We start from the raw sequence: 15,959 nt of genomic DNA on the forward strand, positions 1-15,959 counted from the left end.
CTCCTCGGCTTGTCTTTGCCGCCGAGCTAAGCCGATCCGTTCTTTATGTCAAACGGAACGTCCGTCTTGAAGGACGCCGGGGGCTTTGGGGCCTGCGGCACGCAGGCATGACTGGCAACGTAGGCATATCATGCTAACGGACATCATGCTCGATCCCGTCGCAGAGCTCGAACCCATCATCGCCGGTCTCGACCGGGACATCCGCGAGCCGACACGGCTGCGGGCAGCCCTCGTGCCTGAACTCCGGCGCGTCCTCGAAGAGGGCCACCGGGCGGCGGAGGCGCAACTCCTGGCTGACCGCAACGGCATGGCCTGCGCCCAGAGCTTGTCGCGCCTCACCGACGCGGTGGTGCGCGCCATCCACGATGCGGTGGTCTGGCGCCTCTACCCAAACGACAATCCCACCACGGGCGAGCAACTGGCGGTGGTCGCCACCGGCGGCTACGGCCGGGGCACGATGGCGCCGGGCTCGGACATCGATCTGCTGTTCCTGCTCCCCTACAAGCAGACCGCGTGGTCCGAGAGCGTCGTGGAGGCGATGCTCTACGTCCTGTGGGACCTGAAGCTGAAGGTCGGCCACGCCACCCGCTCGGTGGAGGAATGCCTGCGCGAGGGCCGCGCGGACATGACGATCCGCACCGCGCTGCTCGAAGCCCGCTACCTGTTCGGCTCCCGTGTGCTCTACGAGGAGCTGGTGACGCGCTTCGATGCCGAGGTCATCGTCGGCTCGGCCTCCGAGTTCGTGGAGGCGAAGCTGCGCGAGCGCGACACCCGCGTCGCGAAGGCCGGCATGTCGCGCTACCTCGTGGAGCCCAACGTCAAGGACGGGAAGGGCGGCCTGCGCGACCTCAACACCCTGTTCTGGATCGCGAAATACACCTACCGGGTGCGCGACCAGAGCGAGCTCGTGGGCGCCGGCCTGTTCACGGCGGAGGAATACGCGCTGTTCGAGCGCTGCGACGAGTTCCTGTGGCGGGTGCGCTGCCACATGCACTTCGCCACCAAGCGCGCCGAGGAGCGCCTGTCCTTCGGGCTCCAGCCGCGCATCGCGGAGCGCCTGGGCTACGAATCGCGGGGCGGCCTCTCGGGCGTCGAGCGGTTCATGAAGGCGTATTTCCGCGTCGCCAAGGACGTGGGCGACCTCACCGCCATCGTCAGCGCCGAGATGGAGGCGCGCCACGCCAAGCGCACCCCCGTGCTCGATCGCTGGATCGGCAAGTTCCGCGACCGGTTCCGCGCGACCTCCGTGGAGGCCGAGGATTTCTGGATCGACCACGGCCGGGTGAACCTGCGCGCCGAGGACGCGTTCGAGCGCGACCCCGTGAACCTCATCCGCCTGTTCTGGCTGGCGGACCGCCACAACGTGCCGATCCACCCGGATGCCAAGCGGCTCGCCACGCGTTCGCTGCGCCTCATCACGCCGTCGCTGCGCGGCGACGAGGAGGCGAACCGGCTGTTCCTGGAGATCCTGACCTCGCGCAACGCCCCCGAGGAGGCCCTGCGCGAGATGAACGAGGCGGGCGTGCTCGGCCGGTTCATCCCGGATTTCGGCCGCGTCGTCGCGATGATGCAGTTCAACATGTACCACCACTTCACGGTGGACGAGCATCTGCTCCGCACGGTTGGCGTGCTCTCCTCCATCGAGAGCGGGCGGGTGGAGGAGACCTACCCGCTGGTCACGCGGCTGATCCATTCCATCCACAACCGGCTGGCGCTCTACGTCGCGATCCTGCTGCACGACATCGCCAAGGGGCGGCCCGAGGACCATTCGGTGGCCGGCGCGCAGATCGCCAAAAAGCTCTGCCCGCGCTTCGGCCTCACCCCCGCCGAGACGGAAATCGTGGCGTGGCTGGTGGAGCACCACCTGCTCATGTCCATGACGGCGCAGAGCCGCGACCTGTCCGACCGCAAGACGATCGAGCGCTTCGCCTCCATCGTGCAGAGCCTGGAGCGGCTGAAGCTCCTTACCCTCCTCACCGTCGCGGACATCACCGCCGTGGGGCCGGGGGTCTGGACCGCGTGGAAGGGGACGCTGCTGCGCACCCTTTACGACGAGACCGAGGTCTACCTCTCCGGCGGTCATTCCGAGATCGCCCGCACCGACCGGGTGCGGCTGATCCAGATGAGCCTGCGCGAGCAATTGCCCGATTGGGAATCGGACCTGTTCGATACCTACGCCGCCCGGCACAAGCAGGCCTATTGGCTGAAGGTCGACGGCAACCGCCAGATCAAGAACGCGCGCCTGCTCCGGCGGACGATGGAGGAGGGCCGCACCAGCGCCACCGAAGTCGGGCTCGATCCGGTGCGCGGGGTGACGGAGGTGACGGTCTATTCCCCGGACCATCCGCGGCTGCTCGCCATCGTCACCGGCGCCTGCGCGGCGGCGGGGGCGAACATCGTCGACGCGCAGATCTTCACCACGGCGGACGGGTTCGCGCTGGACACCTTCGTGATCTCCCGCGCCTTCGACCGCGACGAGGACGAGCTGCGCCGGACGAAGCGCATCACCGACGTGATCGACCGGGCGCTCAAGGGCGAGATCCGCATCGCGGAGCTCGTCGCCGACAAGCACCCCCCGACCAGCGCCCGCGCCAAGACCTTCCTCGTCGCCCCCGACGTGACCATCGACAACGCCCTGTCGAGCCGCGAAACGGTGATCGAGGTGACGGGCCTCGACCGGCCGGGCCTGCTCTTCGACCTGACGAGCGCGCTGGGCGCCCTGAACCTCAACATCACCTCGGCGCATGTGGCGACCTTCGGCGAGCGGGCGGTGGACGTGTTCTACGTGACCGACCTCACCGGCACCCGCGTCACCCAGCCCGACCGGCAGGTGGCGATTCGCAAGGCGGTGCTTCAGGTCTTCGCCGCCGACGTGGCGATGCTGAAGGCCGAGGGTCTGGAAGCCCTCGTCACCACGCCGCCGCCCCGCGAGGCGTGAGGGCGTGAGGGCGCGGGAGCCGGCGCCCCACGCCAAAGCGCAACGGCTCGGGTTGATTTCACCGGGTCGCGGCCTGATATCACGCGCGGTTTCTCCCCCGACCGCCACTCATTCGAAGATGCGATGACGAACGACGACAAGCCTCACGACGTCCCCACCCAGGACGAGGCCGCGCCGAAGCCCGCCGACGCCTCCGTCGATCCCGTGGCCGAGGCGCTGGCCCTGCTCATCGCCGAGCGCGACGAGTTGAAGGACCGGATGCTGCGCACCCTCGCCGAGATGGAGAATCTCCGTCGCCGCACCGAGCGCGAGGTCGCCGATGCGCGGACCTATGCCGTGACCAACTTCGCCCGCGACATGCTCAACGTCGCCGACAACGTCCGCCGGGCGCTGGAGAGCGTGCCCGCCGACCAGCGCGCCGCCGCCGATGGGTCGTTCAAGGGCCTGATCGACGGGATCGAGCTGACCGAGCGCGACCTCGTGAAGAATCTTGAGCGCCACGGCGTGAAGCCGGTGGAGCCGCATGGCCAGAAGTTCGACCCGAATCGCCACCAGGCGATGTTCGAGGTGCCGAACCCGGACGTGCCGGCCGGTACCGTCGTGCAGGTGGTGCAGACGGGCTACGTCATCGGCGACCGGGTGCTGCGCCCGGCGCTCGTCGGCGTCGCCAAGGGCGGCCCGAAGGCCGCACCGAACCCCGCCGACGCCGCCTGAACGCCGCACACCCCGCGATGAGGAATCGCGGGGTTGCCCCCCTCAATGGGCTGCGGGAAAGGCCCCGGGCTCGCAGGGAATCGCGGTCGCGAAATCCGAGATGAACCGCGCGGTCTCTCGGGTCTTCTCCGGCGCGCGCGGGTCTCGCGCCACCCGCCCGGCCTCGATATGCAACCGCTCATTGCAACTGCAGGCCGGAAGCATCGCCGGGTCCTCCGGCCAGCAGGCGTCGTGGTGCATGCAGGCGGCGTCGAGGGCGTCGATCGGCCGATAAGCGGGGCCGCGATTGCCTGGCCCGCAATAGTTTCCATAGATGAGCAGGCCGGGGCCGCGCGGGGTTTCGATCAACTCCTGTGCCCCGGCGCCGGGCGATGCCACGACGAGCAGGACGGCGAGACTCGATAATCGGGTTCGAAGGTTCGGCACGGCTGGGTCCTCCGGTGCGCCCACTCCCGCTGCGAGCTAGGCCGGACCGAATCAGCGGCAACGATGGTCGGTCGGCTAACCGACTATTCCACAAACTTTGCAAACGTGAGATGCGATAAAACGCACTTCGCCGGCAGTAGTGGAGCCGGCGAAATGAGTTGTCTGACGGATTTTCGCGTCGGAGTGCGTAGCGTGACAGTTAGAACCTGTAGTTCAGCCCGGCGCGGACCAATGCAAAGCCGGCATCGGACTTTCCGGGGCCGTAATAGGCCGGGACCGAAGCATCGTAAGAGGTTGCGCCGCTGAAGCCGCGCCCGAGATGCATGTAGAGCGCCTCGACCTTCGCCGAAAGCTTTTGCGTGAACGCGTATTCCACGCCGCCGCCGACCGCGTAACCGGTGCGCGTCGTGCCGGGGAGGCTATAGGGATAGGCCGAGGCCGACGAGGGCAGGGATCCGCCGCCATAGGCGAAGCCGCCCGTGCCGTAGATCAGAACCCGGTCGAAGGCGTAGCCGACCCGGCCGCGCACCGTCCCGAAATAATCGAGGCTCGGGCGGATGCTGTAATAGGGCGTGCCGCCGATATAGGCCGCATCGGCCTTGCCGAAGGCCGCGCCCTGGATGTCCGTCTCGACGCCGATCACGAAGCCCGAGCCCGGAGTGAATTGGTAATTGTAGCCGACCTGTCCGCCACCGGCGAAGCCGCCCGAGCGCCCGCCGCCTGTCACGGCGCCGTAGGTCGGATCGGTGAAGCCGCCGCTTCCCGTGGAGAAGCCGTAGCCGGCATTCACGCCGGCATAGAAGCCGGTCCAGGTGAAGACCGGCAGGGCTGGCGGCGGGGGCGGAGGGGCCTGCCGGGGCAGGTCGGCCGCCTGCGCGGCGACGGCCAAGGACATCGCCGCCGCTCCGGAGAGCGCGGCCTTGAGCATGAAACGCATGGAGAAGCCTCGATGGGCGAAGCGGGCCGGGTCCGGCCGCTGTCTCAGAGCGCGAGGACCAGCAGGCCGGTGACGGCGACCGCGAGGATGAGGCAGAGCGCGAGGTCGAGGACCTGGGCGCCGCCGCAGGCCTCCGGGCTCTGCCTTCCGGGGGTGATGAGAGGGGTCATCCGCGAAGGGCCCGGCGCAGGCCGTAGGGGGACGCCATCCCGAGCCGGATGGCCGGAATGGCGTCCGATGGAGCCGCAACCCCGCCTGAGGGGGAGGGCGGGGCGGCGACCTGCGTCGCCCCCGGTTCGACGCCGCGATGGACCAGATCGGCGACGCTGAGTCCGAGGACGGGCAGCGAGAACGCGGCGAGGAGCCAGGCGAGGCGTCCGAGCCGCGGGAGGGGGTTGTCTCGGCGGCACCGGGCTGCGCCGGCCGAGGGAAGGACCATGGGAGGCGTGGCTGTCGCGACGAGACTGCGTTGGCTGATCGTCATCGTACTCGCGCCGCTCCCTCTGTGTGTGGGAAATTTGACCACGTGAGAAAAGTACGTGTGCAAAAATCCCACGTCAATCGGGAAAGCTCAGCTTCCTGTGCGGATGCGTACTCCGTGGGATTGTCTCCCACGGCACTGGACAGCTAAGGACAGGTCATGTCCGACAATCGCGATACGCCGCCGGAGGGGGGAGGGCTTCACGCGCCGCTGGCGCGTTTGCTGCGTCCGTTGATCCGCCTCCTCGTGGCGAGGGGCATCACTTTCCCGGCGCTCACCGATCTGTTGCGGGAACTCTACGTGAACGTCGCGGAGTACGACTTCGTCCTGCCCGGCAAGGAGCAGACGGACAGCCGGGTCTCGCTGCTCACCGGCATCCACCGGAAGGAAGTGCGCCGCCTGCGCGGGGCCGGGGCACCCGTGAGCGCGGTGCCGGCCACCGTTTCGCGCACCGGGCGGATCGTGGCGCGCTGGCTCGCCGATCCGGCCTTCGCCGACGCGAAGGGCCAGCCGCTGCCGCTGCCGCGCAATGCCGAGCCCGGCAAGCCCTCCTTCGAGACTCTCGTCGCCGGGGTGACGCGGGACGTCCGCCCCCGCGCGGTGCTCGATGAATGGCTCGACCGGGGGCTGGCCTTCGCCGACGCACAGGACCGGATCGTCCTCGCCGAGGCCGCCTACCTGCCCCGCGCCGACGGCGACGCGGAGGCGCAGCTCTATTATTTCGGGCGCAACCTGCACGACCATCTCGCGGCGGCGGCGGAGAACATCCTGAGCCCCAGCCCGCGCTTCCTGGAGCGCGCGGTCCATTACGACGGGTTGTCGGAGGAACTGGCGGGCAAGCTCGAAGCGCGGGCACGGGAGCTCGCCATGGAGGCGTTGACCCAGGCAAACCGCGAGGCCCATGCCGCGTGCCGCGACGATGCCGGCGGGACGCATCGCTGGAATTTCGGCCTCTACGTCTATCGCGAGGCGGAGGGCCGGGTGCCCGGCGCCGCCGCAGAGCGCGCGGACAAGGGCTGAGGGACCGCACCGTGGCCCTTCGCCCGCACCGCCGGCTCGTTCTGCACCTGCTCGCCGGCGCGGCCGGACTGATGCCCTTCGGCGCGCATCCGCAGGAGGCCCCGCGCGACCAGGGCATCGGCGGAACCGGCGCCCGGCCGGACCCCGCGCCCGCCGAGCCACCGCTGGGCGGCGGCGACCGGGGCATCGGCGGCACGGGGGTAATCGGCACGATCCGCCGCTTCGGCTCGATCATCGTCAACGACCTGCGCATCGCCTTCCCGAAGGACGTGGCCGTGCGGATCGACGACGAGCCCGCCACCGCCGAGGCGCTGAAGATCGGGCAGGTGGTGCATGTGGTGGCCCGCCCCGGCGAGGGCGGTCTCGCGACGCAGCGCATCGATGTCACCAGCGAGGTGGTCGGCCCGGTGGAGTTCGTGTCACCCGGCCGCCTCGTGGTGCTCGGGCAGCGGGTGGTGACGGAGGGGCTCGCGGGCGAGTGGACGCACGGCACCCGCGTCGCGGTGAGCGGCCTGCGCCGGCCGGATGGGGTGATCGTCGCGAGCCTCGTCGAGCCGCGCAGCACAGGCCCGGATCGCGTCGCCGGCCCGGTCCGCCGGGACAAGGGCGGGCTCGCCATCGGCGGCCTGCGGCTCCAGGGGGCAGACGCCCTCGTACCCGGCAAGCGTGCCCTCGTCACCGGCAGGGCCGAGGCGGGCACGATGCGCGTGACCATGGCCGCCCTCAACGGCACACCGTTCCCGCCGGGTCTGAAACAGGTCTCCATCGAGGCCTATATCGGCCGCGCCGGGTCGGGCCTCGCCCTGGGCTCCGGCCTCGCCGTCGGGGGGCGGCCCAACGGGGCGGTCCCGCGCCAGGGCAGCGTGCGGGCCGTGCTGACGGCGAGCGTCGCCCCGGATGGCGGCCTGACGGTGGAGCGCCTGCGCGCCGACGGACGCCTCGCGCCGCAGCCGCAGGAGCCGCAGACCCCCCGCTTCGAGCGCGAGCGCGACCGCCTCGACATGCGCGTCCTGCCCGAGGACGGGCCGGGTCGGTTCGGGCCGGAGACCGGCGGGCGCTTCGGCGGGTTCGAGCCGCGCGGCCCCGCCATCGACACCCGCCCCGGCTCGGGGGACATCCCCGGCCTGGGCGGCCCCGGACGCGGCGACGGCTTCGGCCGACCGGGCGGGATGCCGGGTGGAGCGCCCCCCGGCGGGGCGCCTCCCGGTGGGATGCCCGGCGGGGCGCCCCCCGGTGGGTTCGGCGGGCCGGGCGGCGGCTTCGGCGGTCCCGGTGGACCGGGCCCACGCCGTTGACCCCTCGTCATTGCGAGCGGAGCGAAGCAATCCAGTTGCGCGACCTTCGGAGATGTCCCGCTGCCCTGGGCCGCTTCGCTTCGCTCGCGATGACGGTCGGGCCTACGGCACACCCTCGCGGGTGAGGAGGTCGCGCTTGCGGGCGACGCCCCAGCGGTAGCCGGAAAGGGCGCCGTCCGAGCGCACCACCCGGTGGCAGGGGATCGCCACCGCGATGGCGTTGGCGCCGCAGGCCAGCGCCACCGCCCGCGACGATCCCGGCGCACCGATGGCGCGGGCGACGTCGGCATAGGTCGCCGTAGTCCCCGCCGGGATCGCCCGCAAAGCCTCCCAGACCCGCTGCTGGAAGGCCGTTCCGCCGATATCGAGGGGCAGAGCAGGCGCCGTGGCGGGCGCCTCCACGAGGCCGATGGCCCGCGCCATCCACTCCTCGAACGCCGCGTCGCCCCCGATCAGCTCGGCGGCGGGGAAGCGGTCCTGAAGGTCGCGGACCAGGGCGTCGGGATCGTCGCCGAGCAGGATCGCGCAGATCCCCCGCTCCGTCGCCGCCACGAGCACCGCCCCGAGGCTGCACGCGCCGACCCCGAACCGGATCCGCGCCCCGGCGCCGCCCTTGCGGTAGCGCGAGGGGGCCATGCCGAGGCGTTCACCGGCCTCGGCATAGAAGCGGCTCGATGCCCCGTAGCCGGCGTCATAGATTGCCCCGGTGACGGTCGGCGCGGTCGCCAAAGCCTCTTCCAGGCGGGCGGCCCGGCGGGCGCGGGCGAAGGCGGCGGGTGTCACGCCCGTCGCCGCGCGGAACACCCGGTGGAAATGGAAGGCGCTCATCCCCGCCGCCCGGGCGAGATCGGCCAAGGCGGGGGGCGTCTCGGCGGTCTCGATCAGCCGGCAGGCGCGGGCGATGGCCTCGCGGCGGCGCTCGGCCGGGGGCGGATCGTCGGGCCGGCAGCGCAGGCAGGCACGAAAGCCCGCCGCCCGCGCCGCCTCGGGGGTCGCGTGGAAGGTGACGTTCTCGCGGCGCGGGGTGCGGGCGGCGCAGCTCGGGCGGCAATACACGCCCGTGGTGCGCACCGCGTAGACGAAGCGCCCATCGGACCCCGCGTCGCGGGCGAGAAGGGCCTCCCAGCGTTCATCCTCGTCGTCGGGAAGAAGGGTCGGCTGCATGGGGCGGGCTCCGTGGAGGGTTGCCGCCATGGTGCGCCGGCCCCCGTGCCTCGGCATCCCGCACCTTGCTCCGCAATTCGACGGATGGATCAGGCTTCGAGCTTGGCCATCAGCGCCGGGGACAGGGCGAAGTTGACGTACACGTTCTGCACGTCGTCCTGGTCCTCGATCACCTCCACGAGGCGGATCAGCTTCTCGCCGGTCTCGTCGTCCACGTCGATGGTGTTCTGCGCCTTCCAGATCAGGCCCGTGCGGGTCGGATCGCCGAACTTGGCCTCGAGCGCCTTGGCGACCTCGCCGTAGGAATCCTGCGCGCAGATGATCTCGTGGCCCTCCTCGCCGGAGGACACGTCGTCGGCGCCGGCCTCGATGGCCGCTTCCAGCATCGTATCGGCGTCGGCGACGCTCGCGGGGTAGGCGATCACACCCACCCGGTCGAACATGAAGGCCACGGCGCCGGTCTCGGCGAGGCTCCCGCCGGATTTGGTGAAGGCCGAGCGCACGTCGCTGGCGGTGCGGTTGCGGTTGTCTGTCTGCGCCTCGACGATCAGCGCGGCGCCGCCGGGGCCGTAGCCCTCGTAGCGGATGTCCTCGTAGTTCTCGCTGTCGGCCCCGGTCGCCTTCTTGATGGCGCGCTCGATGTTGTCCTTCGGCATGTTCTCGGCGCGGGCGGCGAGCACGGCGGCGCGCAGGCGCGGATTCATCGCCGGGTCCGGCGTGCCGAGCTTGGCCGCCACGGTGATCTCTCGGGCGAGCTTGCCGAAGATCTTGGACCGGACCGCATCGACGCGGCCCTTGCGGTGCATGATGTTCTTGAACTGGGAATGACCGGCCATGTGCCTTCGGACTTGCGAGTAGCGCGGCGCGGGAGGACCAGCCCCCAAGGCCGCTGACGGAACTGCGGTTTTTATAGGCCGCCGGGCTCGCGGGAGGCAACGCGCACATTCCTCGCGCAGGCTGGGGAAAGATCGATCCCCGCAGGCGTTGGGGGGCGGATCATCCTTTTCCGGAGCCGCGATGCCCACCCCTTCATCCAAACGCCGAACCGTCGTGGTCGCCGGCGCCAGTGCCGGCGTCGGCCGCGCCATCGCCTGCGAATTCGCCCGGCACGGCTGGAATGTCGGCCTCGTGGCGCGGGGCGAGGTCGGGCTGGCGGCGACGATCCACGACGTGCGGCGCCTGGGCGGCAACCCCATCGCCTTCGCCGCCGACGTCGCCGACGCGCAGGCCATGCAGGAGGTGGCCGATGCCGTGGCCAAGGCCTGCGGCGGCATCGACGTGTGGGTCAACAACGCGATGGTGACGGTCTACGCGCCGGTGCAGGAGACGCGTCCGGAGGAGTTCCAGCGCGTCACCGACGTGACCTATCTCGGCCAGGTCCACGGCACCCTCGCCGCCCTCCGGCACATGGTGCCGGCGGACCGGGGCACCATCGTCCATATCGGCTCGGCGCTCGCCTACCGCTCGATTCCCCTCCAGGCGACCTATTGCGCGGCCAAGGCGGCGGTGCGCGGCTTCGTCGATTCCCTGCGCTCGGAGCTGCTGCACGACGGCAGCCGGGTGCGCCTGACGATGGTGCAATTGCCGGCGGTGAACACGCCGCAATTCGATTGGGCGCGCTCGCGCCTGCCGCGCAAGCTCGAACCCGTCCCGCCGATCTACCAGCCCGAGGCCATCGCCCGCCACGTCTATCGCGCGGCCCACGAGGCGCCGCGCGAACTCTGGATCGGCGGATCGGCCTGGAAGGCGATCATCGGCAACATGATCGTCCCGGGCTGGATCGACGGCTACCTCGCCCGAACCGGCTACCGTGGGGAGATGACCAGCGTGCAGGCTTCGAAGAACCGCCCCGACAACCTCTACGAGCCCGTCGACACCGATCCCGGCGCCCATGGCCGGTTCGATTCGCGCTCGTCCTCCCACGTCACGGCGGCCGATCCGAAATGGCTGAAGGTCGGCATCGCCGCGGCCCTGGGGCTCGCAGCGGGCACGATGCTCTTCGCCACAGAAGCCCATGGCCGCGACGAGGAGAAGCGGCGCCTGCGCCGCCGCGCCCCTACAGGATGAACCGGCTAAGGTCCGCGTTGGCGGCGAGGTTCTCGACCCGCTCGCGGACATAGGCCGCGTCGATCCTCACCGTCTCCCCGGAGCGGTCGGTGGCGGTGAACGAGATTTCGTCCAGCACCCGCTCCAGCACCGTCTGGAGCCGGCGCGCGCCGATGTTCTCGACCGAGCCGTTCACCTCCACGGCGACCCGCGCCAGGGCGTCGATGGAATCGTCGGTGAAGTCGAGGGTCACGCCCTCCGTCGCCATCAGGGCGAGGGTCTGCTTGATCAGGCTCGCCTCGGTGGCGGTGAGGATCTGCTTGAAATCGTCCACCGTCAGGGGCTGCAACTCCACCCGGATCGGCAGTCGGCCCTGCAACTCCGGCAGGAGATCGGACGGCTTCGAGACGTGGAAGGCGCCGCTGGCGATGAACAGCACGTGGTCGGTCTTCACCGGCCCGTGCTTGGTGGCGACCGTGGTGCCCTCGATCAGCGGCAGCAGGTCGCGCTGCACGCCCTCGCGGGAGACGTCGGCGCCGGAGCGGCCCTCGCGGGCGCAGATCTTGTCGATCTCGTCGAGGAAGACGATGCCGTTGTCCTCGACCTCGCGGATCGCCTCGCGGGTCAGGGCCTCGTCGTCAACGAGCTTGTCGGATTCCTCGGCGAGCAGGGGCGCGTAGGCGTCGCGCACGGTGATGCGGCGCGGCTTGCCCCGCTGGCCGGAGAGCGCCTTGCCCAGCATGTCGCCGATGTTGATGGCGCCCATGGAGGCGCCCGGCACGCCGGGGATCTCGAACATCGGCAGCCCGGACGGCGCCCCGGCGGCGAGTTCGATCTCGACCTCCTTGTCGTCCATTTCGCTGTTGCGCAGCTTCTTGCGGAAGCTGTCGCGGGTGGCCTGGCTGGCGGTGGGGCCGACGAGGGCGTCGAGGATGCGGTTCTCGGCGGCGGCCTCCGCCTTGGCCTTCACCGCCTCGCGCTTGGTCTGGCGGGTGAGGCCGATGGAGACCTCCACGAGGTCGCGCACGATCTGCTCGACGTCGCGGCCGACATAGCCGACCTCGGTGAACTTCGTGGCCTCGACCTTCAGGAAGGGGGCGTTGGCGAGCTTGGCGAGGCGCCTCGCGATCTCGGTCTTGCCGCAGCCGGTCGGCCCGATCATCAGGATGTTCTTGGGCGCCACCTCCTCGCGCAGCGGCCCGGTGAGCTGCTGGCGCCGCCACCGGTTGCGGAGCGCAATGGCCACCGCCCGCTTGGCCTCGTTCTGCCCGACGATGAAACGATCGAGTTCGGACACGATCTCGCGCGGAGAAAACGTCGTCACCGCCTGGCTCTTCCCTGATCCCCGACCCCTGTGCCGGTCAGCCGGGAATGGGGTCCCGGCCGGCGCGGCGCAAGGGGGCGCGGTGGCACGCGGGCCGTTCAGTGATGCGCGAGCGGCGCCGCGCCCGGCTTGTCGTGGGTGCCGAAGCGCTCGACCAGGGTCGCGCTCGCGGCGTTGAGGCCGCGCACCTCGACGCTCCGGCCGCGCTCGCGGGCCTTCAGCACCACCCTGTCGAGGGCGCCCACCGCCGAGATGTCCCAGAAATGCGCGGCCCCGACATCGATCACGAGGCGCTCCACCGGCTCCAGCAGGTCGATGGACTCCGCGAAGGTGCTCGCCGAGGCGAAGAATACCTGGCCGGTCACGGTGTAGGTCCGGGTCGTCCCGTCCGGCGACAGGGCCGAATCGATGCGGCTGAGGCGGGCGACCTTGCCGGCAAAGAACACGCCGGAGAGCAGCACGCCGACGAGCACGCCGATGGCGAGGTCACGGGTCGCCACCACCACCGCCACGGTGGCGAGCATCACCACGGAGGAGGGTAGGGGGTTGGTCCGCAGCCGGGCCAGGGAGCGCCAGGAGAAGGTGTTGAGCGACACCATGATCATCACCGCCGTCAGCGCCGCCACCGGCACCACCGCCAGCAGGCTCTGAAGCGCGACGAGGAGGAGGAGCAGGAAGGCCCCGGCCACGAAGGTCGAGAACCGCCGCCGGGCGCCCGACGACACGTTGATGACCGACTGGCCGATCATCGCGCAGCCGCCCATGCCGCCGAACAGCGCCGAGGCGATGTTGGCGAGCCCCTGGCCGTGGCATTCCCGGTTCTTGTCGCTGCCCGTGTCGGTCATGTCATCGACGATCTGAGCCGTGAGCAGGCTTTCCAGCAGGCCCACCGCCGCCAGCGTCGCCGCGTAGGGCAGGAGGATGCGCAGGGTGTCGAGGGTGAAGGGCACCTGCGGCAGGGCAAAGCTCGGCAGGGACGAGGGCAGGGCGCCGAGATGGGCGACCGTGCGCACGTCGAGATGCAGCCACGCCGTCAGGGCGGTGAGCACCGCGATCGCCACCAGCGGCGAGGGCACGGCGCGGGTGATGAGGGGCAGGCCGTAGATGATCGCGAGCCCCAGGGCGACGAGCCCGTAGGTCGCCAGGCTCACGCCGGTCAGTTCCGGCAGCTGCGCCATGAAGATCAGGATCGCCAGGGCGTTGACGAAGCCGGTCATCACCGATTGCGACACGAAGCGCATCAGCCGCCCGAGCTTCAGGAAGCCCGCCGCGATCTGGATGACGCCCATCAGGATGGTCGCGGCGAAGAGGTATTGCACGCCGTGGTCGCGGACGAGATCGGTCATCACCACGGCGGTGGCGGCGGTGGCGGCCGAAATCATCGCCGGGCGCCCGCCGGTGAAGGCGATGGTGCAGGCGATCACCACGGAGGCGTAGAGGCCGACCTTCGGATCGACACCCGCGATCACCGAGAAGCCGATGGCCTCCGGGATGAGCGCGAGGGCGACGACGAGGCCGGAGAGGATTTCGACGCGGGCGTCACGCAGGCGCGCGCCGAGTCCCGCCGCAGGGGCGGTGGTGGAGGAAGATGTCATGAGGAGAACCGCAGGGAGACCGCCGCGATGGCCGGCTTAAGTCTCGAATGCGTGGTCCGGCGGATCGGCGGCCGGAAGAGCCACCCGGGCTTGCACCGGGTCCTAGCGAATGCCGCCTTGTTAGACGGGCGCGTGCTGCAATGCAACAGAGCGGCGGCTTCGCCTCAGAGCCCCGGCCCCTTCGCTGCGCCGAGGATGCGCCCCGGGCGCCCCTCGCGGGAATGCTGCAGCAGCACCACCCAGCCATCCGCGCCGGGGATCGCGGCGGCGGAGAGGGGCGCCTCGAACCGGGCGGGTTGCCCGGTCCAGGTGCCGAGGCGCTGAAGGCCGCGCACGACGTTCACGTAGGACGCGACCCGGCCGCGATTCTCACCGGTTTCGATCGTGGTGTCCCGCGCCTTCAGCAGCGGCACCAGCCACACCTCGTCCCTCGTGTCGGGTTTCGGCTCCTTGGGGGAGGGGCGGGCGCCGACCTCCACGACGATCCGGCTGTCCTGCACCTCCGCGCTCATCGGCACGGAGAGGGGCGCCGTCCGGGCCGCTTCCTGCAACAGCCGCTCGAGGGCCACGCGGTTCGAGCCGATGGCGGTCTGGCCCCCATCCACGATGGCCTGCGGCGTCACCACCTGCCGCCCGCCCCTGGCGCGGGCATAGGCGCGCTGGCGCTCCGTGAGGGCGCGCAGGCCGAGGGTGTCGTGCCAGCCGAGATAATCCCAGTAGGTGACGGGCAGGGTCAGGGCGAGGATGCCGGGCTTGCGCGCGAGCTCACGCATCACCGGGTCGGCGGTGCGGCAGGCGGCGCAGCCCTGGGCGGTGAACATCTCGACCACCGCCGCAACCGGCTCGGCCCGCGCCGCCGCGCCGGTGAGGCCGCAGCTCAGCCCCGCCAGCGCAAGCGGAACCGCGCGGCGGCCGAGGGAAAAGGTGCGGGCGTGGGCATGCCTCATGCCATGCGATCAGAGCGCGGTCGTCTCGGCCTGGGAAGTCACGTTGCCTTGAGTCGCGGCTGCCTTGCGCGGCGCGGTCTTCGGCAACATGTCCGGCCGCCAGCGGCGGTGCATCCACAGCCACTGGCCGGGGTTCTCGCGCACCCAGCCCTCGATCACGTCGGTCATCGCCTGCATCGCGCCCGGCACGTCGATGGCTCCCTCGGCGTCGCGGGGCAGGTCCAGGGGCGGGGTGAGTTCCAGGCGGAACCGCTCGCCGGGCAATCGCACCACCCGCGCCCCGTGGACGGGGCATTCGTAGTGGCGGGCGAGCTTGGCGAGCAGCGGGTTCACGAGGCAGGGGCGGCCGAAGAAACTCACCACCACGCCGCGGGTGAAATGCTGGTCGACGAGCTGACCGAGATGGCCGCCCCGCTCCACCACGCCCTGCATGGCGAAGGCCGAGCCGGGGCCGGAGGCGGCGAGCCCGCCCATCGTGCTGCGGCGGACCTCCTCCACCAGCCGCTTGGCGGCGGGGTTGTTCGGCGGGCGGAACACGGCGGTCGCCTCCAGGCCGAACTTTGCCGCGCAGATCGCCGGCAATTCCCAGTTGGCGAGGTGGGCCGAGAAGATCAGGCCGGGCTGCCCGTCGTCGCGCAGGGCGAAGAAGTGCTCGATGCCCTCGACCTCGCTGCGCAGCGGCCCGGTCGCTTCGGGGTCGTAGTCGAGCAGCGTGTCGAGATGGGCGTATTCCGCCCCCGTCCGGCCGAGATTGTCCCAGGCCGAGAGGGCGATGGCCCGCACCTCCGCCTCCGGCAGGCCGGGGAAGGCGGCCCGGATGTTGGCGAGCGCCGTCCGGTGCGCCGGGAGCAATGGCCCGATCGTCCGCAGCAGCCCGCCCCCGAAGGCGGCCGCCCGCTCCGGCCCGAGCAGGCGGGCCAGGGCGAAGATCAGGCGGATGAGCGGGATGCTGGCGAAGCCGGCAAGTCGCGGATAGGACCGCTTCAGGATGAGGGCGAGGCGCAGCAAAGGAGTCGGGTTCCGGAGCGAAGGCGCGCCCTTAGATCATGTTTCGCGTTGCGGTGCGAACAAC

At 70.9% G+C, this 15,959-nt stretch carries 14 protein-coding genes and 1 other annotated feature; of the genes, 5 read left to right on the forward strand and 9 right to left on the reverse strand.

Going from position 1 to position 15,959, the window contains the following annotated elements; all coding sequences use genetic code 11:
* The first annotated feature begins 145 nt into the window (after positions 1–145).
* Positions 146–2,938 (forward strand): [protein-PII] uridylyltransferase, encoded by a 2,793-nt coding sequence (locus ACS5Q7_RS19465; protein ID WP_478340916.1) that lies wholly within the window; start codon positions 146–148, stop codon positions 2,936–2,938.
* 123 nt (positions 2,939–3,061) lie between these two features.
* The gene (grpE, locus tag ACS5Q7_RS19470) at positions 3,062–3,652 is read left to right on the forward strand and encodes a nucleotide exchange factor GrpE (RefSeq protein WP_478340917.1); all 591 of its coding nucleotides are present in this window, start codon (positions 3,062–3,064) and stop codon (positions 3,650–3,652) included.
* Positions 3,653–3,694: 42 nt separating this feature from the next.
* Here the strand turns inward: grpE and ACS5Q7_RS19475 are convergent, their stop codons facing one another.
* The 3 genes from ACS5Q7_RS19475 to ACS5Q7_RS19485 all read right to left on the reverse strand — a co-directional run bounded on the left by ACS5Q7_RS19475 (position 3,695) and on the right by ACS5Q7_RS19485 (position 5,185).
* A complete protein-coding gene (locus tag ACS5Q7_RS19475) occupies positions 3,695–4,102 on the reverse strand; it encodes a hypothetical protein (RefSeq protein ID WP_478340918.1) in 408 nt (135 codons plus the stop codon).
* Positions 4,103–4,277: 175 nt separating this feature from the next.
* Entirely contained in the window at positions 4,278–5,006 is a 729-nt protein-coding gene (locus ACS5Q7_RS19480) for an outer membrane protein (RefSeq protein ID WP_478341135.1), read from the reverse strand.
* A 53-nt stretch (positions 5,007–5,059) separates the two neighbouring features.
* The gene (locus ACS5Q7_RS19485; protein WP_478340919.1) at positions 5,060–5,185 is read right to left on the reverse strand and encodes a hypothetical protein; all 126 of its coding nucleotides are present in this window, start codon (positions 5,183–5,185) and stop codon (positions 5,060–5,062) included.
* Between the two features lie 470 nt (positions 5,186–5,655).
* Between ACS5Q7_RS19485 and ACS5Q7_RS19490 the strand changes: the two genes are divergently transcribed.
* The gene (locus ACS5Q7_RS19490) at positions 5,656–6,516 is read left to right on the forward strand and encodes a DUF6502 family protein (RefSeq protein WP_478340920.1); all 861 of its coding nucleotides are present in this window, start codon (positions 5,656–5,658) and stop codon (positions 6,514–6,516) included.
* A gap of 11 nt (positions 6,517–6,527) precedes the next feature.
* Positions 6,528–7,811 (forward strand): DUF5666 domain-containing protein, encoded by a 1,284-nt coding sequence (locus tag ACS5Q7_RS19495; RefSeq protein WP_478340921.1) that lies wholly within the window; start codon positions 6,528–6,530, stop codon positions 7,809–7,811.
* A gap of 102 nt (positions 7,812–7,913) precedes the next feature.
* Here the strand turns inward: ACS5Q7_RS19495 and ada are convergent, their stop codons facing one another.
* Entirely contained in the window at positions 7,914–8,975 is a 1,062-nt protein-coding gene (gene ada / locus ACS5Q7_RS19500) for a bifunctional DNA-binding transcriptional regulator/O6-methylguanine-DNA methyltransferase Ada (RefSeq protein ID WP_478340922.1), read from the reverse strand.
* Positions 8,976–9,064: 89 nt separating this feature from the next.
* A complete protein-coding gene (locus ACS5Q7_RS19505) occupies positions 9,065–9,811 on the reverse strand; it encodes a YebC/PmpR family DNA-binding transcriptional regulator (protein ID WP_478340923.1) in 747 nt (248 codons plus the stop codon).
* 181 nt (positions 9,812–9,992) lie between these two features.
* On the opposite strand from ACS5Q7_RS19505, the gene ACS5Q7_RS19510 reads away from it, so the two are divergent.
* Positions 9,993–11,042: an SDR family oxidoreductase gene (locus ACS5Q7_RS19510; protein ID WP_478340924.1), complete on the forward strand. Its 1,050-nt coding sequence runs from the start codon at positions 9,993–9,995 to the stop codon at positions 11,040–11,042.
* On the opposite strand, the gene hslU is transcribed toward ACS5Q7_RS19510, so the two are convergent.
* From hslU to ACS5Q7_RS19530, 4 genes are all read right to left on the reverse strand, one after another.
* Positions 11,032–12,345, reverse strand: a complete 1,314-nt coding sequence (hslU, locus tag ACS5Q7_RS19515) for an ATP-dependent protease ATPase subunit HslU (protein WP_478340925.1) — start codon at positions 12,343–12,345, stop codon at positions 11,032–11,034. The genes ACS5Q7_RS19510 and hslU overlap by 11 nt on opposite strands.
* A gap of 98 nt (positions 12,346–12,443) precedes the next feature.
* Positions 12,444–13,940, reverse strand: a complete 1,497-nt coding sequence (locus ACS5Q7_RS19520) for a SulP family inorganic anion transporter (RefSeq protein ID WP_478340926.1) — start codon at positions 13,938–13,940, stop codon at positions 12,444–12,446.
* A gap of 50 nt (positions 13,941–13,990) precedes the next feature.
* Positions 13,991–14,046 (reverse strand) — a sequence feature (sul1 is cis-regulatory element that is thought to sense ions involved in sulfur or methionine metabolism; They are found in Alphaproteobacteria).
* A 58-nt stretch (positions 14,047–14,104) separates the two neighbouring features.
* A complete protein-coding gene (locus ACS5Q7_RS19525; protein ID WP_478340927.1) occupies positions 14,105–14,887 on the reverse strand; it encodes a DUF1223 domain-containing protein in 783 nt (260 codons plus the stop codon).
* 9 nt (positions 14,888–14,896) lie between these two features.
* A complete protein-coding gene (locus ACS5Q7_RS19530; protein ID WP_478340928.1) occupies positions 14,897–15,895 on the reverse strand; it encodes a lipid A biosynthesis lauroyl acyltransferase in 999 nt (332 codons plus the stop codon).
* Positions 15,896–15,959: the final 64 nt, after the last annotated feature.

Source organism: Methylobacterium sp. Gmos3 (assembly GCF_056430985.1).